This is a genomic window from Geobacillus thermodenitrificans subsp. thermodenitrificans DSM 465 (genome assembly GCF_000496575.1).
Classification (GTDB): Bacteria; Bacillota; Bacilli; order Bacillales; family Anoxybacillaceae; genus Geobacillus; species Geobacillus thermodenitrificans.
This window is the reverse complement of the sequence record NZ_AYKT01000021.1, coordinates 14938-39068: the sequence shown is the minus strand read 5'-3', so window position 1 is coordinate 39068 and position 24131 is coordinate 14938. Positions and strand designations below refer to the sequence as shown.

Annotated in this window: 29 protein-coding genes and 1 other annotated feature; all 29 genes read left to right on the top strand. The window is 49.3% G+C overall.

The features are described from left to right. Nucleotides 1-25: 25 nt before the first annotated feature. The 29 genes from sigH to rplX all read left to right on the top strand — a co-directional run bounded on the left by sigH (nucleotide 26) and on the right by rplX (nucleotide 24128). Nucleotides 26-676 (top strand): RNA polymerase sporulation sigma factor SigH, encoded by a 651-nt coding sequence (gene sigH / locus DSM465_RS0115955; RefSeq protein ID WP_008882037.1) that lies wholly within the window; start codon nucleotides 26-28, stop codon nucleotides 674-676. Nucleotides 677-782: 106 nt separating this feature from the next. Further along, nucleotides 783-932: a 50S ribosomal protein L33 gene (rpmG, locus tag DSM465_RS0115950; RefSeq protein WP_011886625.1), complete on the top strand. Its 150-nt coding sequence runs from the start codon at nucleotides 783-785 to the stop codon at nucleotides 930-932. 40 nt (nucleotides 933-972) lie between these two features. Then, a complete protein-coding gene (gene secE / locus DSM465_RS0115945) occupies nucleotides 973-1155 on the top strand; it encodes a preprotein translocase subunit SecE (protein WP_008882036.1) in 183 nt (60 codons plus the stop codon). 107 nt (nucleotides 1156-1262) lie between these two features. Next, a complete protein-coding gene (gene nusG / locus DSM465_RS0115940) occupies nucleotides 1263-1796 on the top strand; it encodes a transcription termination/antitermination protein NusG (RefSeq protein WP_008882035.1) in 534 nt (177 codons plus the stop codon). 240 nt (nucleotides 1797-2036) lie between these two features. Next, the gene (rplK, locus tag DSM465_RS0115935) at nucleotides 2037-2462 is read left to right on the top strand and encodes a 50S ribosomal protein L11 (RefSeq protein ID WP_008882034.1); all 426 of its coding nucleotides are present in this window, start codon (nucleotides 2037-2039) and stop codon (nucleotides 2460-2462) included. Between the two features lie 202 nt (nucleotides 2463-2664). Continuing rightward, nucleotides 2665-3366 (top strand): 50S ribosomal protein L1, encoded by a 702-nt coding sequence (gene rplA / locus DSM465_RS0115930; protein WP_011886627.1) that lies wholly within the window; start codon nucleotides 2665-2667, stop codon nucleotides 3364-3366. 48 nt (nucleotides 3367-3414) lie between these two features. Next, nucleotides 3415-3565 (top strand) — a sequence feature (ribosomal protein L10 leader region). 51 nt (nucleotides 3566-3616) lie between these two features. Then, nucleotides 3617-4117: a 50S ribosomal protein L10 gene (gene rplJ, locus DSM465_RS0115925; RefSeq protein WP_008882031.1), complete on the top strand. Its 501-nt coding sequence runs from the start codon at nucleotides 3617-3619 to the stop codon at nucleotides 4115-4117. Nucleotides 4118-4167: 50 nt separating this feature from the next. Continuing rightward, a complete protein-coding gene (gene rplL / locus DSM465_RS0115920) occupies nucleotides 4168-4536 on the top strand; it encodes a 50S ribosomal protein L7/L12 (RefSeq protein WP_029761771.1) in 369 nt (122 codons plus the stop codon). Between the two features lie 105 nt (nucleotides 4537-4641). Continuing rightward, nucleotides 4642-5244, top strand: coding sequence for a class I SAM-dependent methyltransferase (locus DSM465_RS0115915; protein ID WP_008882029.1), 603 nt, complete (start codon nucleotides 4642-4644; stop codon nucleotides 5242-5244). A 406-nt stretch (nucleotides 5245-5650) separates the two neighbouring features. Further along, nucleotides 5651-9223: a DNA-directed RNA polymerase subunit beta gene (gene rpoB, locus DSM465_RS0115910; protein WP_029761769.1), complete on the top strand. Its 3573-nt coding sequence runs from the start codon at nucleotides 5651-5653 to the stop codon at nucleotides 9221-9223. 111 nt (nucleotides 9224-9334) lie between these two features. Continuing rightward, on the top strand, nucleotides 9335-12934 hold the full coding sequence (gene rpoC, locus DSM465_RS0115905) for a DNA-directed RNA polymerase subunit beta' (RefSeq protein ID WP_029761768.1): 3600 nt from the start codon (nucleotides 9335-9337) through the stop codon (nucleotides 12932-12934). Nucleotides 12935-13070: 136 nt separating this feature from the next. Continuing rightward, nucleotides 13071-13319, top strand: coding sequence for a 50S ribosomal protein L7ae-like protein (locus DSM465_RS0115900; RefSeq protein WP_008881950.1), 249 nt, complete (start codon nucleotides 13071-13073; stop codon nucleotides 13317-13319). 90 nt (nucleotides 13320-13409) lie between these two features. Next, nucleotides 13410-13832 carry a 30S ribosomal protein S12 gene (rpsL, locus tag DSM465_RS0115895; protein ID WP_008881949.1) on the top strand — a complete coding sequence of 141 codons (423 nt, stop codon included), beginning with the start codon at nucleotides 13410-13412 and terminating at the stop codon, nucleotides 13830-13832. Between the two features lie 39 nt (nucleotides 13833-13871). Beyond that, nucleotides 13872-14342, top strand: a complete 471-nt coding sequence (gene rpsG, locus DSM465_RS0115890; protein ID WP_008881948.1) for a 30S ribosomal protein S7 — start codon at nucleotides 13872-13874, stop codon at nucleotides 14340-14342. Between the two features lie 190 nt (nucleotides 14343-14532). Continuing rightward, the gene (fusA, locus tag DSM465_RS0115885; RefSeq protein WP_008881947.1) at nucleotides 14533-16611 is read left to right on the top strand and encodes an elongation factor G; all 2079 of its coding nucleotides are present in this window, start codon (nucleotides 14533-14535) and stop codon (nucleotides 16609-16611) included. A 122-nt stretch (nucleotides 16612-16733) separates the two neighbouring features. Further along, nucleotides 16734-17921 carry an elongation factor Tu gene (gene tuf / locus DSM465_RS0115880; protein ID WP_008881946.1) on the top strand — a complete coding sequence of 396 codons (1188 nt, stop codon included), beginning with the start codon at nucleotides 16734-16736 and terminating at the stop codon, nucleotides 17919-17921. Between the two features lie 427 nt (nucleotides 17922-18348). Further along, nucleotides 18349-18657 (top strand): 30S ribosomal protein S10, encoded by a 309-nt coding sequence (gene rpsJ, locus DSM465_RS0115875; RefSeq protein WP_008881945.1) that lies wholly within the window; start codon nucleotides 18349-18351, stop codon nucleotides 18655-18657. 25 nt (nucleotides 18658-18682) lie between these two features. After that, nucleotides 18683-19318, top strand: a complete 636-nt coding sequence (gene rplC / locus DSM465_RS0115870; RefSeq protein ID WP_008881944.1) for a 50S ribosomal protein L3 — start codon at nucleotides 18683-18685, stop codon at nucleotides 19316-19318. Between the two features lie 29 nt (nucleotides 19319-19347). Then, complete coding sequence (gene rplD, locus DSM465_RS0115865; protein ID WP_008881943.1) at nucleotides 19348-19971, top strand: 50S ribosomal protein L4; 624 nt, start codon at nucleotides 19348-19350, stop codon at nucleotides 19969-19971. Next, entirely contained in the window at nucleotides 19971-20258 is a 288-nt protein-coding gene (gene rplW / locus DSM465_RS0115860; protein ID WP_008881942.1) for a 50S ribosomal protein L23, read from the top strand. The genes rplD and rplW overlap by 1 nt, the downstream gene beginning before the upstream one ends. Before the next feature lie 27 nt (nucleotides 20259-20285). Beyond that, nucleotides 20286-21116, top strand: a complete 831-nt coding sequence (rplB, locus tag DSM465_RS0115855) for a 50S ribosomal protein L2 (protein ID WP_008881941.1) — start codon at nucleotides 20286-20288, stop codon at nucleotides 21114-21116. Nucleotides 21117-21149: 33 nt separating this feature from the next. Beyond that, the gene (gene rpsS, locus DSM465_RS0115850; RefSeq protein WP_008881940.1) at nucleotides 21150-21428 is read left to right on the top strand and encodes a 30S ribosomal protein S19; all 279 of its coding nucleotides are present in this window, start codon (nucleotides 21150-21152) and stop codon (nucleotides 21426-21428) included. An 18-nt stretch (nucleotides 21429-21446) separates the two neighbouring features. After that, complete coding sequence (gene rplV, locus DSM465_RS0115845) at nucleotides 21447-21788, top strand: 50S ribosomal protein L22 (protein WP_008881939.1); 342 nt, start codon at nucleotides 21447-21449, stop codon at nucleotides 21786-21788. 3 nt (nucleotides 21789-21791) lie between these two features. Beyond that, nucleotides 21792-22448, top strand: coding sequence for a 30S ribosomal protein S3 (rpsC, locus tag DSM465_RS0115840; RefSeq protein WP_008881938.1), 657 nt, complete (start codon nucleotides 21792-21794; stop codon nucleotides 22446-22448). A gap of 2 nt (nucleotides 22449-22450) precedes the next feature. Beyond that, nucleotides 22451-22876 carry a 50S ribosomal protein L16 gene (gene rplP / locus DSM465_RS0115835; RefSeq protein WP_008881937.1) on the top strand — a complete coding sequence of 142 codons (426 nt, stop codon included), beginning with the start codon at nucleotides 22451-22453 and terminating at the stop codon, nucleotides 22874-22876. After that, nucleotides 22876-23076 (top strand): 50S ribosomal protein L29, encoded by a 201-nt coding sequence (rpmC, locus tag DSM465_RS0115830; protein WP_008881936.1) that lies wholly within the window; start codon nucleotides 22876-22878, stop codon nucleotides 23074-23076. Before rplP ends, rpmC begins: the two co-directional genes overlap by 1 nt. Before the next feature lie 22 nt (nucleotides 23077-23098). Beyond that, nucleotides 23099-23362, top strand: coding sequence for a 30S ribosomal protein S17 (rpsQ, locus tag DSM465_RS0115825; protein WP_008881935.1), 264 nt, complete (start codon nucleotides 23099-23101; stop codon nucleotides 23360-23362). A gap of 49 nt (nucleotides 23363-23411) precedes the next feature. Continuing rightward, nucleotides 23412-23780, top strand: coding sequence for a 50S ribosomal protein L14 (gene rplN, locus DSM465_RS0115820; RefSeq protein ID WP_008881934.1), 369 nt, complete (start codon nucleotides 23412-23414; stop codon nucleotides 23778-23780). A 36-nt stretch (nucleotides 23781-23816) separates the two neighbouring features. Next, the gene (gene rplX / locus DSM465_RS0115815) at nucleotides 23817-24128 is read left to right on the top strand and encodes a 50S ribosomal protein L24 (RefSeq protein ID WP_029761767.1); all 312 of its coding nucleotides are present in this window, start codon (nucleotides 23817-23819) and stop codon (nucleotides 24126-24128) included. The last annotated feature ends 3 nt before the right edge of the window (nucleotides 24129-24131 follow it).

Sequence of the window (24131 nt, the reverse complement as noted above, 5' to 3'; positions counted from 1 at the left end):
GATTGATGCGGTCGGGGGGATCAGCGTGGGGGAATGCTTCAGAGTAGACAATGTCAGAGACTACCAAAAGTTGGATGATGAACAACTTGTCGCACTCGTTCATCAAGGGGATGGGGAAGCGCTTGATTTTTTAATTCACAAATACCAAAACTTTGTGCGCGCCAAAGCCCGCTCGTATTTTTTAGTCGGAGCCGATCGGGAAGATATTGTGCAGGAAGGGATGATCGGGCTGTATAAGGCAGTCCGCGATTTTAAAGGGGACAAGCTCTCCTCATTTAAAGCGTTTGCAGAGCTTTGTATCACAAGGCAAATGATCACCGCTATTAAAACAGCGACCCGCCAAAAACATATCCCGCTCAACTCTTACGTTTCTTTAGACAAGCCCATTTACGATGACGAATCAGACCGGACGCTCATGGATGTGTTGTCCGGTACACAAGCGACGGATCCGGAAGAATTGATTGTCAACCGCGAGGAAGTCGACGATATTGAGCTGAAGATGGCGGAGCTGCTAAGCGATCTAGAGCGGAAAGTGCTTGCCTTATATTTAGATGGGCGCTCGTACCAAGAAATTTCGGAAGAGTTGAACCGCCATGTCAAATCGATCGACAACGCTTTGCAACGTGTGAAGCGGAAGCTCGAGAAATATTTGGAATATCGGGAGATTAGCTTATAAGCAGCGTACCATCCTGAGGCAAAGGAAGACCAAAAGATAGCATTGACAGCAGAAACATGGGTATGATAAATTTTTATGGACATCCTGCGGAAACGGTGAAATGTTTATGCGCCAAAAAGTAACCCTGGCTTGCGAGCAGTGCGGAAGCCGAAATTATACAACGACAAAACAGATGGGCCGCCTCGGTGAGCGCCTGACGGCCAACAAATTTTGCTCAGTATGCAACAAACATACCGTCCATCGCGAAACGAAATGAGCGGTGGCGACAGTTTTGAGCAATCGTGGAGGTACGAGTGATGCAGCGAGTAACCAACTTTTTTAAAGAGGTCGTACGCGAACTGAAAAAGGTAAGTTGGCCAAACCGGAAGGAGTTAGTCAACTATACGGCGGTTGTGTTGGCCACGGTGGCGTTTTTCACCGTCTTTTTTGCCGTTATCGATCTCGGAATTTCACAGTTAATTCGCCTTGTGTTTGAATAAGAGGGCGAATGATATGCTATAATGAAAGATAATCGTAAGAGTATGGAACCCGGCAACGGGTTTTTGTTTTGCATAAAAAATGAAAACCGCCCTAGGGAGGCTCGCTGATGGAGAAAAACTGGTATGTCGTCCATACATATTCAGGATACGAAAATAAAGTGAAAGCGAACTTGGAAAAACGTGTTGAATCAATGGGGATGCAAGATAAAATTTTCCGTGTTGTCGTCCCCGAGGAGACGGAGACGGACATTAAGAATGGAAAGCGGAAAACGACGAAAAAGAAAGTGTTCCCTGGTTATGTGCTTGTTGAAATGGTCATGACCGACGATTCATGGTACGTTGTGCGCAACACACCGGGCGTTACCGGGTTTGTCGGTTCAAGTGGAGCAGGTTCGAAACCGACACCGCTCATGGAAGAAGAAGTAAAACTGATTTTAAAACGGATGGGCATGCCGCTCGCTGAGGTGGATGTCGACTACGAGGTGAACGAGACCGTCCGGATTAAAGAAGGGCCATTTGCGAATTTCACTGGAAAAGTTGAAGCGATTGACCCTGATAAACAGAAAGTAAAACTGCTTGTCGACATGTTCGGACGCGAAACGCGGGTGGAGCTGGAGTTTTCACAAATAGAAAAAATCTAATGGCAAAGAACTTGCAATCACTATTGAAAAGTGATAATATTTTAAAGTCAGTATGTCTTGGGTCTTAGACAAGGCATACAGCGATGAACTTATACCTGCTGTATAAGGGAGCAAACGTGCTTTATGCGCTGATCCTCTCGATGGAAACGGGAGATATGGAGACGGCTCGTTAGACTGGAGCCGAATGAGTGGGAGGGGCAATCCCTATTACCACATCACGGACTTAAGGAGGTGTGTCTCGTGGCGAAAAAAGTAATCAAGATCGTCAAACTGCAAATTCCTGCAGGAAAAGCGAATCCGGCGCCGCCAGTAGGTCCTGCGCTAGGTCAAGCCGGTGTTAATATTATGGCGTTTTGTAAAGAGTTTAATGCCCGTACCGCTGACCAAGCAGGGTTGATCATTCCGGTTGAAATCACGGTTTTTGAAGACCGTTCATTTACATTCATCACCAAAACGCCGCCAGCCGCTGTATTGCTGAAAAAAGCGGCCGGCATTGAATCGGGCTCCGGCGAACCGAACCGCAATAAAGTGGCGACGATCAAACGCGACAAAGTGCGTGAGATCGCTGAGTTGAAAATGCCGGATTTGAATGCAGCGAGCATTGAAGCAGCCATGCGCATGGTTGAAGGTACGGCTCGCAGCATGGGCATCGTGATTGAAGACTAAGGCCAGCGTGTTGTCCGGGGAGGTTGCGTATTCCGCAACCTCTCTCTCCATGGACAAAAAAAGCGTTTGCTATTTGTTGGGTTAAGGATAGACCGCCTCAGCAGGCGGCTTTTCGCTGAATGGTGTACCTTCGAAAGGGACGAAGGTTGTTTCGTCGTGGGAGGTTTTTTCCGTTAAAACCACAATCAAGGAGGATTTTGACATGCCGAAAAGAGGGAAAAAGTACTTAGAAGCGTTGAAGCTCGTTGACCGCTTCAAAGCATACCCGGTTGCCGAAGCGATCGAGCTTGTGAAAAAAACGAACGTCGCTAAATTTGACGCGACGGTTGAAGTTGCGTTTCGTTTAGGTGTTGACCCGAAAAAAGCGGACCAACAAATTCGCGGTGCTGTCGTTCTGCCGCACGGTACAGGGAAAGTGGCACGCGTGTTAGTGTTCGCGAAAGGGGAAAAAGCGAAAGAAGCAGAAGCAGCTGGCGCTGACTATGTCGGCGATACGGAATATATCAACAAAATCCAACAAGGTTGGTTTGACTTCGATGTTGTTGTGGCCACGCCGGACATGATGGGTGAAGTCGGTAAACTTGGCCGCATTTTAGGACCGAAAGGGTTAATGCCAAACCCGAAAACTGGTACGGTTACATTTGATGTGACGAAAGCCGTGCAAGAAATCAAAGCCGGTAAAGTAGAATACCGCGTTGATAAAGCTGGTAACATTCATGTGCCGATCGGCAAAGTCTCGTTTGACAACGAAAAACTAGCTGAAAACTTCGCAACGATTTACGAAGCGATTTTGAAAGCAAAACCGGCAGCAGCTAAAGGGACGTATGTCAAAAACGTAACGATTACGTCGACAATGGGTCCTGGCATTAAAGTTGACCCGACGACCGTAGCGGTTGCACAATAAACGGTTGACTTTTGTCGCTTAGTCTGATAGAATGCCATTTGGTTGAACAAACGAATATCATTTGTACCGTAGACAGTAGGTGCCTTTTCGGGCTTAATTTCCTACCGAGGTATGTGGACGATAGACAGCGCGCCATCGATCGCGGCGCGTTGAACGATACCTCCATGTCTACGTGGCATGGGGGTTTTTCATTGAACTACCGAACGGTATAAGTGGTATTCCGCTATTTTCTTTGCAGGAGGTGCAGGACGTGTCGAGCGCGATTGAACTGAAAAAACAAGTGGTCGCTGAGATCGCGGATAAATTCCGTGCCAGCAAGGCGACTGTCATCGTCGATTACCGCGGCTTGAACGTGGCGGAAATGACCGAGCTGCGCAAACAGTTGCGCGAAGCAGGTATTGAGTTCAAAGTGTACAAAAACACGATGACCCGCCGGGCGCTCGCGGAAATCGGCCTGGAAGGATTGGATGAGGTGTTTACCGGCCCGAACGCCATTGCGTTCAGCAATGAAGATGTTGTAGCGCCGGCGAAAATTTTAAGCGAATTTGCGAAAACGCATGAGGCGTTGGAAATCAAAGGTGGCGTTATTGAAGGAAGCGTCGCTAGCAAAGAAGAAATCGACGCCTTGGCGAAACTTCCATCCCGCGAAGGGTTGCTCTCGATGTTGCTTAGCGTTCTTCAAGCCCCGATCCGCAACTTTGCGCTTGCGGTTAAAGCGGTGGCCGACAAACAAGAGGAACAAGGCGCGTAATGGCGCATATCGATGTGCATAACGAATATTAACACAAGGAGGAAACGATGATGACGAAAGAACAAATCATTGAAGCAGTGAAAAATATGACGGTATTGGAATTAAATGAATTAGTAAAAGCTATCGAAGAAGAATTCGGCGTAACGGCTGCAGCTCCGGTTGTTGTTGCTGGCGGTGCGGCAGCTGGCGGTGAAGCAGCAGCTGAGAAAACAGAATTCGATGTTATCCTTGCTGATGCTGGTGCGCAAAAAATTAAAGTTATCAAAGTTGTTCGTGAAATCACTGGCCTCGGCTTGAAAGAAGCAAAAGACTTAGTTGACAACACGCCGAAACCGCTCAAAGAAGCTGTTTCGAAAGAAGAAGCTGAAGAAATTAAAGCAAAACTTGAAGAAGTTGGCGCGAAAGTTGAAGTGAAGTAATCGTGTCGCTATAAAAAAGGGGCTGACCCAGGCAAGGGGCGGCCTCTTTTTTGTTACACTATATATCGGGGGCTAATGCAGCTTATCAACAGAGGAGGGATGATTGTGAGCGAACATTATTACTCAGCTAACCCGACGTCTGAGCGAAATCCCCAAACGTGGACGTTTACTTTGCGCGGACATGAATTCCGCTTTACGACCGACAGTGGGGTCTTTTCAAAGCGCGAGGTTGATTTCGGTACGCGTTTACTGATTGAAACGTTTCAAGAACCGGACGTTGCCGGTGATTTGTTAGATGTCGGTTGCGGGTACGGCCCGATCGGCCTCGCTTTAGCCAAATCGTTTCCCGATCGGCGCGTCCAGATGATCGATGTCAATGAACGGGCGTTAGAGCTAGCGGAAGAAAACAAGCAAGCAAACGGTATCCATAATGCCATCATTTATAAAAGCGACTTGTTTTCAGAAGTTGGGGAACAGCGATTTGCGGCAGTGATCACCAATCCGCCGATTCGGGCTGGCAAGCGGGTCGTCCATGCGATCTTTGAGCAAAGCCGAGCGCACCTAGTTGATAATGGAGAGCTGTGGGTTGTCATTCAAAAGAAGCAAGGTGCCCCATCCGCACTGCAAAAGCTGAAAGAATGGTTTGTGGCTGTTGAGGTTGTTGCGAAGAAAAAAGGATATTATATCATAAAGGCGAAAAAATGTTGACACCGTTTTTTTATTGTGGTAACATTATAGAATGCTAAATATGCACATTTCCTGTGTAAAGGGGATGACGTATAATTTTGGACGCAATGGAAAAAATGATAAAATCAATAAATAGCTAAACATATGGTTTTCTACTGGATAGAAACCATTTTCTTTTTTTCGCCATCTAACATCTGGTTTCCTCGCGCCGGGAGCATGTTGAATCCCCTTAACGAAACGGTGGTGCCACAGCCAAGCCGTTTCCATCCGGACGGCGGGGGGCCGGCCGCATGCATGCCTAGCGCTGTGCCTCGGAAGACGGAGCGGCCATAATGCCTTGGCGGCATATCTCGCCAAGCGAGATGGATGGGCACGATGTTCCGCTTCCGGTTTTCACTAATGTCTACATTTGAGGGGTGAATCACTCTTGACAGGCCGACTAGTTCAATATGGGCGACACCGCCAAAGAAGAAGTTATGCACGCATTAGCGAAGTGCTGGAATTGCCGAACTTAATTGAAATTCAAACGTCCTCCTATCAATGGTTTCTCGATGAAGGGCTGCGGGAAATGTTCAAAGAAATTTCCCCGATCGAAGATTTTTCTGGCAATCTTTCTCTTGAATTTATCGACTATAGCTTAGGGGAGCCGAAATACTCGGTTGAAGAGGCAAAAGAACGCGATGTTACATATGCAGCACCGCTTCGCGTGAAAGTCCGCCTCATCAATAAAGAGACGGGCGAAGTGAAAGAACAAGACGTGTTTATGGGCGATTTCCCACTGATGACGGAAACCGGCACGTTTATCATCAACGGAGCGGAACGCGTCATCGTCTCTCAGCTCGTTCGCTCGCCAAGCGTCTATTATAGTGATAAAGTCGATAAAAATGGGAAACGCGGCTATTCGGCAACAGTGATTCCGAACCGCGGCGCATGGCTTGAATATGAAACCGATGCGAAAGACGTCGTTTACGTTCGTATCGACCGCACCCGTAAACTTCCTGTTACGGTGCTTCTTCGTGCGCTCGGGTTCAGCTCCGATCAAGAAATCATCGACTTGCTTGGTGATAACGAATATTTGCGCAATACGCTCGAAAAAGATAATACCGACAGCACGGAAAAAGCGTTGATCGAAATTTATGAGCGTCTCCGCCCGGGTGAACCACCGACGCTAGAGAATGCGAAAAGCTTGCTCGCGTCACGCTTTTTTGACCCGAAACGCTACGATCTAGCTAGCGTAGGACGCTATAAAATCAACAAAAAACTTCATATTAAAAACCGTTTGTTTAACCAGCGGTTGGCGGAAACGATTGCTGATCCGGAAACAGGAGAAATCATCGCCGAAGCTGGAACGATGATCGACCGCCGGACGCTGAACCGTCTGTTGCCTTATTTAGAAAAAGGTGCCGGGTTGCAGACGTACCGGCCGACTGAAGGGGTAGCCGACGGACAAATTTCAGTGCAAACGGTAAAAATCTATGCGCCAAATGACCCAGACAATGAAAAAGTCATCAACATTATCGGCAATGGTTTTATTGCTGAGGATGTGAAACATATTACACCGGCGGATATTATTGCGTCGATCAGCTATTTCTTTAACTTGCTTCACGGTGTTGGCGATACGGATGATATCGACCATTTGGGTAATCGTCGCCTTCGTTCGGTCGGCGAACTGTTGCAAAACCAATTCCGTATCGGTTTGTCGCGCATGGAACGCGTCGTGCGCGAGCGCATGTCAATCCAAGATGCGAACACGATTACACCGCAGCAACTGATCAACATTCGCCCGGTGATTGCGGCGGTTAAAGAGTTTTTCGGCAGCTCACAGCTGTCACAGTTTATGGATCAAACGAACCCATTGGCTGAGTTGACGCATAAACGCCGTCTTTCTGCGCTTGGTCCTGGCGGATTGACGCGGGAGCGCGCCGGATTTGAAGTGCGTGACGTTCACTATTCTCACTATGGACGGATGTGTCCGATCGAGACGCCAGAAGGTCCGAACATCGGGTTGATTAACTCACTGTCTACCTACGCGAAAGTAAACAAATTCGGCTTTATTGAAACACCATACCGACGCGTCGATCCGGAGACAGGGAAAGTTACGGATCAAATTGATTATTTAACGGCCGACGAGGAAGACAACTATGTCGTGGCGCAAGCGAACGTGCCGCTTGCGGAAGATGGAACGTTCCTTGAGGAAAACGTCATCGCTCGTTTCCGCGGTGAAAACATTGTCGTCAAACGCGAGCGCGTCGACTATATGGACGTTTCGCCAAAGCAAGTTGTTTCTGCAGCAACGGCATGTATTCCGTTTTTGGAAAACGACGACTCGAACCGCGCCTTGATGGGGGCGAACATGCAGCGTCAAGCGGTACCGCTGTTGCAGCCAGAGGCGCCGATCGTCGGTACTGGAATGGAGTACGTCTCAGCGAAAGATTCGGGAGCAGCGATCATCTGCAAGCATCGCGGCATCGTTGAGCGCGTTGAGGCAAAAGAAATTTGGGTGCGTCGGCTCATTGAAGTAGACGGCAAAGAAGTCAAGGGAGATTTAGATAAATACCGCTTGCTCAAATTCGTTCGTTCGAACCAAGGTACATGCTACAATCAGCGTCCGATTGTGAAAAAAGGCGACATCGTCGAAAAAGGGGAAATTTTAGCTGACGGTCCATCCATGGACAAAGGCGAGCTGGCACTCGGCCGCAACGTGCTTGTCGCCTTTATGACATGGGATGGCTACAACTACGAAGACGCGATCATTATGAGCGAACGGCTCGTCAAAGAAGACGTATATACGTCGATCCATATTGAGGAATATGAGGCGGAATCGCGCGACACGAAGCTTGGTCCGGAAGAAATTACGCGCGACATCCCGAACGTGGGCGAGGACGCGTTGAAAAACTTGGATGAGCGCGGCATTGTCCGCATTGGGGCGGAAGTAAAAGACGGCGACTTGCTCGTTGGTAAAGTGACGCCAAAAGGAATGACTGAGTTGACGGCCGAGGAGCGGCTGTTGCACGCGATTTTCGGTGAAAAAGCGCGCGAGGTGCGCGACACATCGCTGCGTGTCCCGCACGGTGGCGGCGGCATTGTCCTCGATGTGAAAGTATTCAATCGCGAAGATGGTGACGAGCTCCCGCCAGGTGTCAACCAGCTTGTCCGTGTCTACATTGTGCAAAAACGGAAAATTTCCGAAGGTGACAAAATGGCGGGTCGTCACGGGAACAAAGGGGTTATTTCCCGTATTCTTCCGGAAGAAGATATGCCGTTCCTGCCAGACGGCACGCCGATCGATATCATGTTAAACCCGCTCGGCGTTCCGTCGCGGATGAACATCGGGCAAGTGTTTGAGCTGCATCTTGGTATGGCAGCCAAAAAGCTCGGTTTGCATATTGCTTCCCCGGTCTTTGACGGAGCCACGGAGGAAGATGTGTGGAACATTCTCGAAGAGGCTGGCATGGCTCGCGATGCAAAAACCGTGCTCTATGACGGTCGGACAGGGGAACCGTTTGACAACCGCGTGTCGGTCGGAATCATGTATATGATTAAGCTTGCCCACATGGTTGATGACAAGCTTCACGCCCGTTCAACTGGCCCGTATTCGCTCGTCACCCAGCAGCCGCTTGGCGGTAAGGCGCAATTTGGCGGTCAGCGCTTTGGTGAGATGGAAGTATGGGCGCTTGAGGCATATGGGGCGGCATATACGCTGCAAGAAATTTTGACCGTCAAGTCCGACGATGTCGTTGGCCGTGTCAAAACGTACGAGGCGATCGTCAAAGGGGAAAACATTCCAGAACCGGGTGTACCGGAGTCGTTTAAAGTATTGATTAAAGAACTCCAAAGCTTGGGTATGGACGTTACGATTTTGACGAGCGATGAACAAGAAATCAACATGGAAAACTTTGATAATGACGACGACCATGCGCCGGATGCCATCATGGTAGACGTTAAGCCGGTCGAATCGGAAGAAGCTGACGAAGAAAAAAATGCGGTAACGAAAGAGTAACCGACAATGACGGCTAGGCGGGGAGCGTTCCCCGCCATAGGCCGTTAAAGCGAACGGATGACGAACAAGCCACGGAGTAAAACCGACGGATCAAAGAGGGAGGTATACCCCTTGCTAGATGTCAATAAGTTTGAGTACATGAAAATCGGGCTCGCTTCCCCGGAGAAAATTCGTTCCTGGTCGTACGGTGAGGTTAAAAAACCAGAAACGATCAACTATCGGACGTTAAAGCCGGAAAAAGACGGACTATTTTGCGAGCGCATTTTCGGCCCGACGAAAGACTGGGAGTGCCATTGCGGCAAATATAAGCGCGTCCGCTACAAAGGGGTTGTTTGTGACCGTTGCGGCGTCGAAGTGACGCGTTCCAAAGTCCGCCGTGAACGGATGGGCCATATCGAGCTCGCCGCTCCGGTTTCGCACATTTGGTATTTTAAAGGCATCCCGAGCCGGATGGGTCTTGTGCTTGATATGTCGCCGCGGGCGCTTGAGGAAGTTATTTACTTTGCTTCTTACGTCGTCACCGACCCAGGTGATACGCCGCTGGAGAAAAAACAGCTGTTGTCGGAAAAAGAATACCGCGCCTATCGCGAGAAATATGGTCAATCGTTCCAAGCATCAATGGGGGCTGAGGCGATTAAAAAGCTGCTCCAAGACATTGACTTGGATAAAGAAGTGGCCACACTGAAAGAAGAGCTGAAAACAGCGCAAGGGCAACGGCGCGCCCGCATTATTAAACGACTTGAGGTGCTTGAGTCATTCCGCAGCTCCGGGAATGATCCGGCTTGGATGGTGCTCGATGTGCTGCCGGTCATTCCGCCGGAACTCCGCCCGATGGTTCAGCTCGATGGCGGACGGTTTGCGACATCGGACTTAAACGATTTATACCGTCGTGTCATCAACCGCAACAACCGGTTGAAACGATTGCTTGACCTTGGCGCACCGAACATCATCGTGCAAAACGAGAAGCGGATGTTGCAAGAGGCAGTCGATGCTTTGATCGACAACGGCCGCCGCGGCCGCCCAGTAACTGGGCCGGGGAACCGCCCGTTAAAGTCGCTTTCCCATATGCTGAAAGGAAAGCAAGGGCGCTTCCGGCAAAACTTGCTCGGTAAACGGGTCGACTACTCTGGTCGTTCGGTTATTGTAGTCGGTCCAAACTTAAAAATGTATCAATGCGGACTGCCGAAAGAAATGGCGCTCGAGCTGTTTAAGCCGTTCGTCATGAAAGAACTCGTTGAGCGGGGCTTGGCGCACAACATTAAAAGCGCGAAGCGGAAAATTGAGCGCGTGCATCCGGAAGTATGGGATGTGCTTGAAGATGTCATTAAAGAACATCCGGTGCTGTTAAACCGTGCTCCGACGCTTCACCGCCTCGGTATTCAGGCGTTTGAGCCGACGCTTGTCGAGGGGCGTGCGATCCGTCTTCATCCGCTCGTTTGTACGGCGTACAACGCGGACTTTGACGGCGACCAAATGGCGGTGCACGTGCCGCTGTCCGCTGAAGCACAAGCTGAAGCGCGTTTGTTGATGCTGGCGGCGCAAAACATTTTGAACCCGAAAGATGGAAAACCGGTCGTTACGCCTTCGCAGGACATGGTTTTAGGAAACTATTACTTGACGATGGAACGCGAAGGGGCAATCGGCGAGGGCATGGTATTCAAGGATACGGACGAAGCGCTGCTTGCTTATCATAACGGCTATGTCCATCTCCATTCACGCATCGCTATCCATGCCGGCTCGCTGAAAAACGAAACGTTTACTCCGGAACAAAACAACAAGCTGTTGCTGACGACGGTTGGAAAACTCATTTTCAATGAAATTTTGCCGAAGTCGTTCCCGTACATTAACGAGCCGACGACGGAAAATATCGAAGGGCGGACGCCGGATAAGTACTTCTTGGATAAAGGGGTCGACGTGCGCGAAGAGATCCGCAAGCGCGAACTCGTGCCGCCGTTTAAGAAAAAAGTGCTTGGGCAAATTATCGCCGAAGTATTTAAGCGGTTCAAAATTACCGAAACATCAAAGATGCTCGACCGCATGAAAGATCTCGGTTTCCAATACTCAACGAAAGCCGGTATTACGATTGGTGTTTCCGATATCGTCGTTCTGCCGGAAAAACAAGAAATTTTGGATGAAGCTCAAGCGAAAGTCGACACCGTGTTGAAACAGTTCCGCCGCGGATTGATTACCGACGAAGAACGGTATGAGCGCGTCATCTCTGTTTGGAGTGCGGCGAAAGATAAAATTCAAGATCGGTTGATGAAATCGCTCGATAAGCGCAACCCGATCTTTATGATGAGCGATTCCGGGGCGCGCGGTAACGCCTCGAACTTTACGCAGCTCGCAGGGATGCGCGGTTTAATGGCTAACCCGGCCGGCCGGATTATCGAGCTGCCGATCAAATCGTCGTTCCGTGAAGGCTTAACGGTATTGGAGTACTTTATCTCGACGCACGGCGCGCGCAAAGGGTTGGCGGATACGGCGTTGAAAACGGCCGACTCAGGTTATCTCACGAGACGTCTTGTTGACGTGGCGCAAGATGTCATCGTCCGTGAAGAAGATTGCGGCACGGATCGCGGCATTTTGGCGCGGGCGTTAACGGACGGCACGGAAGTTGTCGTCAAGCTTGAAGAACGTCTTGTCGGCCGCTATGCGCACAAGACGGTGCACCATCCGGAAACGGGTGAAGTGATCGTCCGCAAAGATGAGATGATCACAGAAGATATCGCCAATGAGATCATCAAGGCTGGCATTACCGAAGTATGGATTCGTTCTGTCTTTGCTTGCAACACGCGTCATGGTGTGTGCAAAAAATGTTACGGCCGCAACATGGCGACAGGTATGGATGTTGAAGTTGGCGAGGCGGTCGGCATCATCGCTGCCCAATCAATCGGTGAGCCGGGTACGCAGTTGACGATGCGGACGTTCCATACGGGCGGTGTTGCTGGGGACGATATCACTCAAGGTTTGCCTCGGGTACAAGAGCTGTTTGAAGCGCGCAACCCGAAAGGGCAAGCCGTCATCTCGGAAATTGACGGCACGGTCGTTGCGATTAATGAAACGCGCGACAATCAATATGAAATCGTCGTGCAAAGCGAAGTGGAGACACGCTCTTATGTGGCTCCGTACAATGCACGCCTGAAAGTCGAAGAAGGGCAACACGTTGAACGCGGCCAAGAGCTGACGGAAGGTTCGGTCGACCCGAAACAGTTGTTGCGCGTGCGTGATATTACGTCTGTCCAAGAATACTTGCTCCGTGAAGTGCAAAAAGTGTACCGGATGCAAGGGGTTGAAATTAGCGATAAGCACATTGAAGTCATGGTGCGACAAATGCTGCGCAAAGTGCGCGTTATCGATGCCGGCGATACAGATGTGTTGCCAGGCACGCTTTTGGACGTTCATCAGTTCACGGATGTCAACGCTCAAGCTATTCGGGAAGGAAAGCGGCCAGCAACAGCCCGCCCGGTGCTGCTCGGTATTACGAAAGCGTCGCTTGAAACGGATTCGTTCTTGTCGGCCGCTTCGTTCCAAGAAACGACGCGCGTCTTGACCGATGCAGCGATCAAAGGAAAACGGGATGAGCTGCTCGGCTTGAAAGAAAACGTCATTATCGGCAAACTTGTCCCGGCGGGAACAGGCATGGCCCGCTACCGCAACGTAAAACCTGCCGTCAAGAAGGAAACGGCTAGTGATACCGTTCCATCTAATTAAAAAGTAACGGGGATGGCCGGCTAAGGTGCCCTTGGCCGGCTCTTCCTTGATGAAAAAATTCAGTTGACAACGAACAGAGAAAGTGGTAGTCTAATAAAGGTGTTCCAACAACCTGGTACTTTGGAGGATATGTTACATGTCTTATGAAAAAGTATTACAGGCTGGGAAAATCGTCATTGGAACCAAACAAACGATAAGGGCTTTAAAGGAAGGAAAGGCAGCGGAAGTGATCGTGGCAGAAGATGCCGATTTGCCGATTATCGAAAAAGTGATGGCAGCAGCCAATGAGGCGAACGTGCCGATCACGAAAGTCGATTCGATGAAAAAACTCGGCAAGGCATGTAAAATCCAAGTCGGTGCAGCTGCGGTAGCGATCCTCCGTTGATTGCTTTACCTTTAAAACCTTTGTTTGCATAAACGATGAACCACCTGGATATGTGGGCTTAAAGGATATGTGTGAAAGGAGGATTTTTTCATGCCTACAATTAACCAACTGGTCCGTAAAGGGCGCCAGAAAAAAGTATTTAAGTCAAAATCCCCTGCATTGAACAAAGGGTACAACAGCTTCAAAAAAGAACAAACGAACGTGTCGTCTCCACAAAAACGCGGCGTATGTACGCGTGTCGGCACGATGACGCCGAAAAAACCGAACTCGGCGCTTCGGAAATATGCCCGTGTCCGCCTGACGAACGGGATTGAAGTGACGGCTTACATCCCGGGAATCGGCCATAACTTGCAAGAACACAGCGTCGTGCTCATCCGTGGCGGACGTGTTAAAGACTTGCCAGGGGTACGCTACCATATCGTTCGTGGTGCATTGGATACAGCTGGCGTAGCAAACCGGATGCAAGGTCGTTCGAAATACGGCGCGAAAAAGCCAAAAGCAGCGAAAAAATAATGAAGTGAAGAGAATTTTTTCCTGAAAGGAGGAAAAACTATGCCACGTAGAGGCCCAGTTGCTAAACGTGACGTATTGCCAGATCCGATTTACAACTCGAAACTTGTCACCCGTTTGATCAATAAAATCATGATCGACGGAAAAAAATCGAAAGCACAAAAAATTCTTTACACTGCGTTTGATATTATCCGTGAACGCACGGGTAAAGATCCAATGGAAGTGTTCGAACAAGCGTTGAAAAACGTTATGCCAGTGTTGGAAGTACGCGCTCGCCGCGTTGGTGGGGCGAACTACCAAGTTCCGGTCGAAGTTCGTCCGGATCGTCGCGTTTCCCTCGGATTGCGCTGGCTCGTGCAATATTCCCGTCTCCGCGGTGAAAAAACGATGGAAGAACGCTTGGCGAACGAGATTATGGATGCAGCCAACAACACGGGTGCAGCAGTGAAAAAACGCGAAGATACGCATAAAATGGCTGAAGCGAACAAAGCATTTGCTCATTACCGCTGGTAAGGAGCGCTGCTCAAAGGAAATAGGTGAGAAGGCACGCGTGATGTTGCCTGTTCACCTATCTTCCTGTATATTGTGGCCCTTTCAGCTGCATGCATCTAGCTTCTCTTAATCAATTCAAAGAGAGTTGCGCCATAGATGGCGTCGCCATCTACTTATATTTTATTTTGTAAGGAAGGAGAAAATAACCACTATGGCAAGAGAGTTCTCCTTAGAAAACACTCGTAACATAGGAATCATGGCGCACATTGACGCCGGAAAAACGACGACGACGGAACGAATCCTGTTCTACACAGGCCGCGTTCATAAAATCGGGGAAACGCATGAAGGCTCAGCTACGATGGACTGGATGGAACAAGAGCAAGAGCGCGGGATTACGATTACGTCGGCGGCGACAACGGCGCAATGGAAAGGCCATCGCATCAACATCATCGACACGCCAGGGCACGTCGACTTCACGGTTGAGGTTGAACGTTCGTTGCGCGTGTTGGACGGAGCCATTACAGTTCTTGACGCCCAATCTGGTGTAGAACCGCAAACGGAAACAGTTTGGCGTCAAGCGACTACATATGGTGTTCCGCGGATTGTATTCGTCAACAAAATGGACAAAATCGGTGCGGACTTCTTGTATGCGGTAAAAACGCTCCATGACCGCTTACAAGCGAATGCCTACCCGGTGCAGTTGCCGATCGGCGCTGAAGACCAATTCACCGGCATTATTGACCTCGTGGAAATGTGTGCATACCATTACCACGACGACCTTGGCAAAAACATCGAACGCATCGAAATTCCGGAAGACTACCGCGATTTAGCGGAAGAATATCATGGCAAGCTCATTGAGGCTGTTGCGGAACTCGATGAAGAGCTGATGATGAAATATTTAGAAGGAGAAGAAATTACGAAAGAAGAGCTGAAAGCCGCAATCCGTAAGGCGACGATCAACGTTGAATTCTATCCAGTCTTCTGCGGTTCAGCTTTTAAAAACAAAGGTGTTCAGCTGCTTCTTGACGGGGTTGTCGACTACTTGCCGTCTCCGTTAGATATCCCGGCGATTCGCGGTATCATTCCGGATACGGAAGAAGAAGTGGCTCGCGAAGCACGCGATGACGCTCCGTTCTCCGCGTTGGCATTCAAAATTATGACTGACCCGTACGTTGGGAAGTTGACGTTCTTCCGCGTCTACTCCGGAACGCTTGATTCCGGTTCTTACGTCATGAACTCAACGAAACGGAAGCGTGAACGGATCGGTCGCTTGCTGCAAATGCATGCGAACCACCGTCAAGAAATTTCGACAGTCTATGCCGGTGATATTGCGGCAGCAGTAGGTTTAAAAGAAACAACGACCGGCGATACTCTATGTGATGAGAAAAATCTTGTCATCTTAGAGTCGATGCAATTCCCAGAGCCGGTTATCTCGGTGGCGATCGAACCGAAATCGAAAGCCGACCAAGATAAGATGGGTCAAGCATTGCAAAAACTGCAAGAGGAAGACCCGACATTCCGTGCGCATACCGATCCGGAAACAGGACAAACGATCATTTCCGGGATGGGCGAGCTGCACTTGGACATTATCGTCGACCGGATGCGTCGCGAATTCAAAGTCGAGGCGAACGTTGGTGCACCGCAAGTTGCTTACCGTGAAACGTTCCGTCAATCGGCTCAAGTCGAAGGGAAATTTATTCGCCAGTCCGGTGGTCGTGGTCAGTACGGTCACGTTTGGATCGAATTCACACCGAACGAACGCGGTAAAGGCTTTGAATTTGAAAATGCGATCGTCGGTGGGGTCGTTCCGAAAGAGTACGTGCCGGCTGTTCAAGCTGGATTGGAAGAAGCGATGCAAAACGGTGTCTTAGCTGGCTACCCGGTTGTTGACATCAAAGCGAAACTGTTTGATGGATCGTACCATGATGTCGACTCGAGTGAGATGGCGTTCAAAATTGCTGCTTCGATGGCGTTGAAAAACGCGGCAGCGAAGTGTGAACCGGTTCTGCTTGAACCGATCATGAAAGTAGAAGTCGTCATCCCTGAAGAATACCTCGGCGACATTATGGGTGACATCACATCCCGCCGCGGTCGCGTCGAAGGGATGGAAGCGCGCGGAAACGCCCAAGTTGTTCGTGCAATGGTGCCGCTGGCCGAAATGTTCGGTTATGCAACATCGCTCCGTTCGAACACGCAAGGGCGTGGAACGTTCTCGATGGTATTTGACCATTACGAAGAAGTTCCGAAAAACATCGCCGATGAAATTATCAAAAAAAATAAAGGCGAATAATTGATTTCTCTTGCTAGTTTCGCTATAAATACTTATGTAAGACTTGGGAACATCTTGTTCCCAAGCATCCTATAATTACTTAACTATATCAATCCATATTTTATTTAAGGAGGATCTTTCTCATGGCTAAAGCGAAATTTGAGCGTACGAAACCGCACGTCAACATTGGCACGATCGGCCACGTTGACCATGGGAAAACGACGTTGACAGCTGCGATCACGACAGTTCTTGCGAAACAAGGTAAAGCAGAAGCGAGAGCGTACGACCAAATCGACGCTGCTCCGGAAGAGCGTGAACGCGGAATCACGATTTCGACGGCTCACGTTGAGTATGAAACAGAAAACCGTCACTATGCGCACGTTGACTGCCCGGGCCACGCTGACTACGTGAAAAACATGATCACGGGCGCAGCGCAAATGGACGGCGCGATCCTTGTTGTATCGGCTGCTGACGGTCCGATGCCGCAAACTCGCGAACACATTCTTCTTTCCCGCCAAGTCGGTGTTCCGTACATCGTTGTTTTCTTGAACAAATGCGACATGGTGGACGACGAAGAATTGCTTGAACTCGTTGAAATGGAAGTTCGCGATCTTCTTTCTGAATATGACTTCCCGGGCGACGAAGTGCCGGTTATCAAAGGTTCGGCATTAAAAGCGCTCGAAGGCGATGCACAATGGGAAGAAAAAATCGTTGAACTGATGAACGCGGTTGACGAGTACATCCCAACTCCGCAACGTGAAGTAGACAAACCGTTCATGATGCCGGTTGAGGACGTCTTCTCGATCACGGGTCGTGGTACGGTTGCAACGGGCCGTGTTGAGCGCGGTACGTTAAAAGTTGGTGACCCGGTTGAAATCATCGGTCTTTCGGACGAGCCGAAATCGACGACTGTTACGGGTGTAGAAATGTTCCGTAAGCTTCTCGACCAAGCAGAAGCTGGTGACAACATCGGTGCGCTTCTCCGCGGTGTATCGCGTGACGAAGTTGAGCGCGGTCAAGTATTGGCGAAACCGGGCTCGATCACGCCACACACGAAATTTAAAGCACAAGTTTACGTTCTGACGAAAGAAGAAGGCGGACGCCATACTCCGTTCTTCTCGAACTACCGTCCGCAATTCTACTTCCGTACAACGGACGTAACGGGCATCATCACGCTTCCAGAAGGCGTTGAAATGGTTATGCCTGGCGACAACGTTGAAATGACGGTTGAACTGATCGCTCCGATCGCGATCGAAGAAGGTACGAAATTCTCGATCCGTGAAGGCGGCCGCACGGTTGGTGCTGGTTCCGTATCGGAAATCATTGAGTAATCAATGAAAAAAGGATGTCCAGTTGATGGACATCCTTTTTCTTTTAGCTAGACATTTCGTTTTATTAGAAGTCTAAGAAATTCTTAATCCGTGAAGGTGCTGGTGAGCGTTCCGGATCGGAAGTGGTACCGAACAGCAACGGCTTCATCATGCCGTTGCTATTCTTTTGGCGGTGGGCTTTCCCAACTTCATCGTCTAGGCATTGTGTTGAAAACGAGGCAGTGGCTATGTATAATGAAGAAGTGTGGGAAAAGCGAAGAAATGGCTTGCAATCTCGCTTACATACAGGTATAATATCAAATGTTGGTCTTTGACTGCGATGAAGCGGAAGGTTGCTGACACACCCGGCTGCTTTGCCACAGCCCTGTGCAGGAAATTTCCGTGGAGAAGTCTATTTTCAAAATAGGCGAAGAAGGAGGGAAACCAAATGGCAAAAGAAAAAATTCGCATTCGTTTAAAAGCTTATGATCATCGAATTTTAGACCAATCGGCGGAGAAAATCGTCGAAACCGCAAAACGTTCTGGGGCAAAGGTATCGGGTCCGATCCCGCTGCCGACGGAAAGAACGGTTTATACGATTTTGCGTGCCGTTCACAAGTACAAAGACTCCCGTGAACAATTTGAAATGCGGACACATAAACGTTTGATCGACATCATTAATCCGACTCCGCAAACAGTTGATTCGTTGATGCGGTTAGATTTGCCGTCGGGCGTTGATATTGAAATTAAACTTTAATCTAGTCGATTAGGAGGTGTGACAAATGACGAAAGGAATCTTAGGAAGAAAAATCGGTATGACGCAAGTATTTGCGGAAAACGGCGATTTGATTCCGGTAACCGTCATCGAAGCGACGCCAAACGTCGTGCTGCAAAAGAAAACGATCGAAAACGACGGTTACGAAGCGATTCAATTAGGATTTGAAGACTTGAGCACAAAGCGAGCCAACAAACCGCAAATCGGCCATGCTGCCAAAGCAAACACGGCACCTAAGCGCTTCATTCGTGAAATCCGCGGTGCTAACGTGAATGAGTATGAAGTTGGCCAAGAAGTAAAAGTTGACATTTTCAGCGAAGGCGACATTGTTGATGTTACAGGCATTTCCAAAGGGAAAGGCTTCCAAGGGGTCATTAAACGTCACGGCCAATCGCGCGGGCCAATGGCTCACGGTTCCCGTTACCATCGTCGTCCGGGTTCGATGGGGGCGATCGCACCGAACCGCGTATTTAAAACGAAAAACTTGCCAGGCCGCATGGGCGGTGAACGCGTTACGATCCAAAACTTGAAGATTGTGAAAGTCGACCCAGAACGCAACTTGCTGCTCATTAAAGGCAACGTACCGGGTCCGAGAAAAGGATTAGTTATCGTGAAAAGCGCCGTTAAAGCGAAGGCGAAGTAACATCTGGCCAAGAAAGGAGGAACTACGTAATGCCAAAAGTAGCATTATATAACCAAAACGGACAGACGATCGGAGAAATCGAATTAAACGATGCCGTTTTTGGTATTGAACCGAATAAACACGTATTGTTCGAAGCAGTTATTATGCAACGCGCCTCGATGCGCCAAGGAACGCATAAAACGAAAAATCGTGCTGAAGTGAGCGGCGGCGGCCGCAAACCATGGCGTCAAAAAGGGACTGGACGTGCTCGCCAAGGTTCGATTCGTTCTCCACAATGGCGGGGCGGTGGTACGGTCTTTGGTCCGGTTCCGCGTAGTTACAGCTACAAATTGCCGAAAAAAGTCCGCCGTTTAGCGATCAAATCTGCATTGTCGTCGAAAGTGCTCGAAAACGACATCGTTGTATTAGATCAACTGTCGCTTGAGGCACCGAAAACGAAAGAAATGGTGAAAATTTTAAATAACCTCGCGGTTGACCGGAAGGCACTCATTGTAACCGACGAGTTGAACGAAAACGTCTATTTGTCGGCGCGCAACATCCCGGGCGTCAAAGTTGTTGCTGCCAACGGCATCAATGTGCTTGACGTGTTAAACCATGACAAGCTCGTCATTACGAAGGCGGCCGTGGAGAAAGTAGAGGAGGTGCTTGCATAATGAAAGACCCTCGCGACATTATTAAGCGCCCCATCATCACGGAAAACACGATGAACTTGGTCGGGCAACGGAAATATACGTTTGAAGTTGACGTCAAAGCGAACAAAACGGAAGTGAAAGACGCCGTTGAGAAAATCTTTGGTGTCAAAGTCGAAAAAGTCAACATTATGAACTATAAAGGGAAATTCAAACGCGTTGGCCGTTACAGCGGCTACACGAATCGTCGCCGCAAAGCGATCGTAACGCTGACGCCGGACAGCAAAGAAATCGAACTGTTTGAAGTGTAATATTAACGAAGAAGGAGGGACATTCCGATGGCGATTAAAAAGTATAAACCGACATCGAACGGCCGTCGCGGTATGACGGTGCTTGATTTCTCGGAAATTACGACAGATCAGCCGGAAAAATCGCTGCTTGCCCCGTTAAAGAAAAAAGCGGGCCGCAACAACCAAGGGAAAATTACGGTTCGCCATCAAGGCGGTGGCCATAAGCGCCAATACCGGATTATCGATTTTAAACGTGACAAAGACGGAATTCCAGGACGCGTTGCTACGATCGAATACGATCCGAACCGCTCTGCCAACATCGCGCTCATTAACTATGCAGACGGTGAGAAACGTTATATTCTCGCGCCGAAAAACTTAAAAGTTGGCATGGAAATCATGTCAGGTCCGAACGCGGACATTAAAGTCGGTAACGCACTTCCGCTTGAAAACATCCCGGTCGGTACACTCGTTCACAACATTGAGCTGAAACCAGGCCGTGGCGGTCAATTAGTGCGTGCAGCTGGTACATCGGCGCAAGTGCTCGGGAAAGAAGGCAAATATGTCATCATCCGCTTAGCTTCCGGTGAAGTGCGTATGATTTTGGGTAAATGCCGTGCCACAGTCGGTGAAGTTGGCAACGAGCAACATGAACTTGTCAACATCGGGAAAGCAGGACGCGCTCGCTGGTTAGGCATCCGTCCGACAGTTCGCGGTTCGGTTATGAACCCGGTTGATCACCCGCACGGTGGTGGTGAAGGTAAAGCACCAATCGGACGTAAGTCGCCGATGACGCCATGGGGCAAACCGACGCTCGGATACAAAACGCGCAAAAAGAAAAACAAATCGGATAAATTCATCATCCGTCGCCGCAAGAAGTAATGAACGAGCGCAATTAAGAAGGGAGGTTCACTTATGGGTCGCAGCTTGAAAAAAGGTCCATTTTGCGATGAACATTTGATGAAAAAAATCGAGAAGCTCAATGAAACTGGGCAAAAACAAGTGATCAAAACATGGTCTCGTCGTTCGACGATCTTCCCGCAATTTATCGGCCATACGATCGCCGTATATGACGGTCGTAAACATGTGCCAGTATACATTACAGAGGACATGGTCGGGCATAAACTTGGTGAATTTGCGCCGACGCGCACGTTCCGCGGCCATGCCGGTGACGACAAGAAAACAAAACGGTAATGAGAGGAGGTTCTGAATATGCAAGCTAAAGCTGTTGCGAGAACTGTTCGCATCGCTCCTCGTAAAGCACGCTTAGTCATTGATTTGATCCGCGGGAAAAAAGTCGGCGAAGCGTTCGCTATTTTGCGTCACACGCCAAAAGCCGCTTCCCCGATCATTGAGAAAGTATTGAAATCGGCTGTTGCCAACGCTGAACATAACTATGACATGGATATCAACAACTTGGTTGTTTCTCAAGCGTACGTAAACGAAGGCCCGACGTTGAAACGTTTCCGTCCGCGCGCGAGAGGACAGGCAAGCGCCATTAATAAGCGCACAAGCCATATTACAATCGTCGTTTCAGAAAAGAAGGAGGGATAATCCGTGGGTCAAAAGGTCAACCCGATCGGTCTGCGCATCGGCATCATTCGTGACTGGGAATCGAGATGGTATGCGGAAAAAGACTATGCAGATCTGTTGCACGAGGACTTAAAAGTCCGCGAATACATTAACAAACGCCTGCAAGACGCGGCCGTCTCCCGTGTGGAGATTGAACGTGCAGCCAACCGCGTCAATGTAACGATCCATACGGCCAAACCAGGTATGGTCATCGGGAAAGGCGGCTCGGAAGTTGAAGCGCTCCGCAAAGCGCTCGCGCAATTGACCGGCAAACGTGTCCACATTAATATCGTTGAAATTAAAAAGCCGGATTTGGATGCAAAACTTGTTGCCGAAAATATCGCTCGCCAATTGGAAAACCGCGTTTCGTTCCGCCGGGCGCAAAAACAAGCCATTCAACGGGCAATGCGCGCTGGTGCGAAAGGGATTAAAACGATGGTTTCCGGTCGTTTAGGCGGTGCCGATATCGCTCGTTCGGAACATTACAGCGAGGGGACGGTTCCACTCCATACGTTGCGCGCTGACATCGACTATGCAACGGCAGAAGCGGATACAACGTACGGAAAAATCGGCGTAAAAGTATGGATTTATCGTGGGGAAGTCCTTCCGACAAAGAAAAAAGCTGAGGAAGGAGGAAAATAATCATGTTAATGCCAAAACGCGTCAAATATCGCCGTGAACATCGCGGACGGATGAAAGGTCGCGCAAAAGGCGGTACGGAAGTTCATTTCGGTGAATTCGGTTTGCAAGCCTTAGAATCGGCTTGGATCACAAACCGACAAATCGAGGCAGCCCGCCGTGCGATGACTCGTTACATGAAACGTGGCGGGAAAGTATGGATTCGCATTTTCCCATCCAAACCGTATACAGCTAAGCCGCTTGAAGTGCGGATGGGTTCCGGTAAAGGGGCGCCGGAAGGATGGGTTGCTGTTGTTAAACCGGGCAAAGTAATGTTTGAAGTGGCGGGTGTTTCCGAGGAAGTAGCACGTGAAGCATTGCGTTTGGCTTCTCACAAACTTCCGATCAAATGCAAATTCGTAAAACGTGAAGAAACTGGTGGTGAAGCGTAATGAAAGCGAAAGAAATCCGTGATTTGACCACTGCCGAAATCGAGCAAAAAATTAAATCGTTGAAGGAAGAATTATTCAACCTTCGCTTCCAGCTGGCAACTGGCCAACTGGAAAACACAGCGCGCATCCGCCAAGTGCGCAAAGACATTGCCCGTATGAAAACGATCATTCGCGAACGCGAGCTCGCTGCCAATAAATAATGTTTGAGAGGAGGTTTGCGGAATGAGCGAACGCAATCAACGCAAAGTGTACGTTGGACGGGTTGTATCTGACAAAATGGACAAAACGATTACCGTTTTAGTTGAAACGTACAAAAAACACCCGTTATACGGCAAACGCGTGAAGTACTCGAAAAAATATAAAGCACACGATGAACATAACATTGCTAAAGTCGGCGACATCGTAAAAATTATGGAAACTCGCCCGCTGTCGGCAACGAAACGCTTCCGTTTAGTAGAAGTCGTCGAAAAGGCTGTTATTCTGTAATCGTTCTTCACTTAGTTCGGGGAGATAATTCCGAAAGGAGGTTTCGTCGATGATTCAACAAGAATCTCGCTTAAAAGTAGCTGATAACTCTGGCGCACGCGAAGTGCTTGTCATTAAAGTGCTCGGAGGTTCGGGCCGCCGCTACGCGAACATCGGCGATGTCGTTGTAGCTACGGTTAAAGATGCGACGCCAGGTGGCGTTGTTAAAAAAGGTCAAGTCGTTAAAGCGGTTGTCGTTCGCACGAAACGCGGGGTACGCCGTTCGGATGGTTCGTACATCCGTTTTGACGAAAACGCCTGCGTCATCATTCGTGATGACAAAAGCCCGCGCGGTACGCGTATTTTTGGACCGGTTGCCCGCGAATTGCGCGATAAAGACTTCATGAAAATCATTTCTTTAGCTCCGGAAGTTATTTAATGGAACGGAATAGCGTTTCAAGGAGGTGCGAATCCGATGCATGTAAAAAAAGGTGACAAAGTGCAAGTAATCTCCGGCAAAGACAAAGGCAAACAAGGCGTCATCCTGGCGGCATTTCCGAAGAAAAACCGCGTCATTGTGGAAGGCGTCAATATCGTGAAAAAGCATGCGAAACCGTCGCAAGCGAACCCGCAAGGCGGCATTATTGAAAAAGAAGCGCCAATCCACGTTTCCAAAGTGATGCCGTTGGATCCGAAAACAGGTACGCCGACGCGCGTTGGCTACAAAGTTGTCGACGGCAAAAAAGTGCGCTATGCGAAAAAATCCGGAGAGATTTTGGATAAATAACCG

Coding starts and splice junctions, on each gene's coding strand:
- rpmG (WP_011886625.1), top strand. CDS start 783: ATGCGCCAAAAAGTAACCCTGGCTTGCGAGCAGTGCGGAAGCCGAAAT.
- secE (WP_008882036.1), top strand. CDS start 973: ATGCAGCGAGTAACCAACTTTTTTAAAGAGGTCGTACGCGAACTGAAA.
- nusG (WP_008882035.1), top strand. CDS start 1,263: ATGGAGAAAAACTGGTATGTCGTCCATACATATTCAGGATACGAAAAT.
- rplA (WP_011886627.1), top strand. CDS start 2,665: ATGCCGAAAAGAGGGAAAAAGTACTTAGAAGCGTTGAAGCTCGTTGAC.
- rplL (WP_029761771.1), top strand. CDS start 4,168: ATGACGAAAGAACAAATCATTGAAGCAGTGAAAAATATGACGGTATTG.
- DSM465_RS0115900 (WP_008881950.1), top strand. CDS start 13,071: ATGTCTTATGAAAAAGTATTACAGGCTGGGAAAATCGTCATTGGAACC.
- rpsL (WP_008881949.1), top strand. CDS start 13,410: ATGCCTACAATTAACCAACTGGTCCGTAAAGGGCGCCAGAAAAAAGTA.
- rpsG (WP_008881948.1), top strand. CDS start 13,872: ATGCCACGTAGAGGCCCAGTTGCTAAACGTGACGTATTGCCAGATCCG.
- fusA (WP_008881947.1), top strand. CDS start 14,533: ATGGCAAGAGAGTTCTCCTTAGAAAACACTCGTAACATAGGAATCATG.
- tuf (WP_008881946.1), top strand. CDS start 16,734: ATGGCTAAAGCGAAATTTGAGCGTACGAAACCGCACGTCAACATTGGC.
- rpsJ (WP_008881945.1), top strand. CDS start 18,349: ATGGCAAAAGAAAAAATTCGCATTCGTTTAAAAGCTTATGATCATCGA.
- rplC (WP_008881944.1), top strand. CDS start 18,683: ATGACGAAAGGAATCTTAGGAAGAAAAATCGGTATGACGCAAGTATTT.
- rplD (WP_008881943.1), top strand. CDS start 19,348: ATGCCAAAAGTAGCATTATATAACCAAAACGGACAGACGATCGGAGAA.
- rplW (WP_008881942.1), top strand. CDS start 19,971: ATGAAAGACCCTCGCGACATTATTAAGCGCCCCATCATCACGGAAAAC.
- rplB (WP_008881941.1), top strand. CDS start 20,286: ATGGCGATTAAAAAGTATAAACCGACATCGAACGGCCGTCGCGGTATG.
- rpsS (WP_008881940.1), top strand. CDS start 21,150: ATGGGTCGCAGCTTGAAAAAAGGTCCATTTTGCGATGAACATTTGATG.
- rplV (WP_008881939.1), top strand. CDS start 21,447: ATGCAAGCTAAAGCTGTTGCGAGAACTGTTCGCATCGCTCCTCGTAAA.
- rplP (WP_008881937.1), top strand. CDS start 22,451: ATGTTAATGCCAAAACGCGTCAAATATCGCCGTGAACATCGCGGACGG.
- rpmC (WP_008881936.1), top strand. CDS start 22,876: ATGAAAGCGAAAGAAATCCGTGATTTGACCACTGCCGAAATCGAGCAA.
- rpsQ (WP_008881935.1), top strand. CDS start 23,099: ATGAGCGAACGCAATCAACGCAAAGTGTACGTTGGACGGGTTGTATCT.
- rplN (WP_008881934.1), top strand. CDS start 23,412: ATGATTCAACAAGAATCTCGCTTAAAAGTAGCTGATAACTCTGGCGCA.
- rplX (WP_029761767.1), top strand. CDS start 23,817: ATGCATGTAAAAAAAGGTGACAAAGTGCAAGTAATCTCCGGCAAAGAC.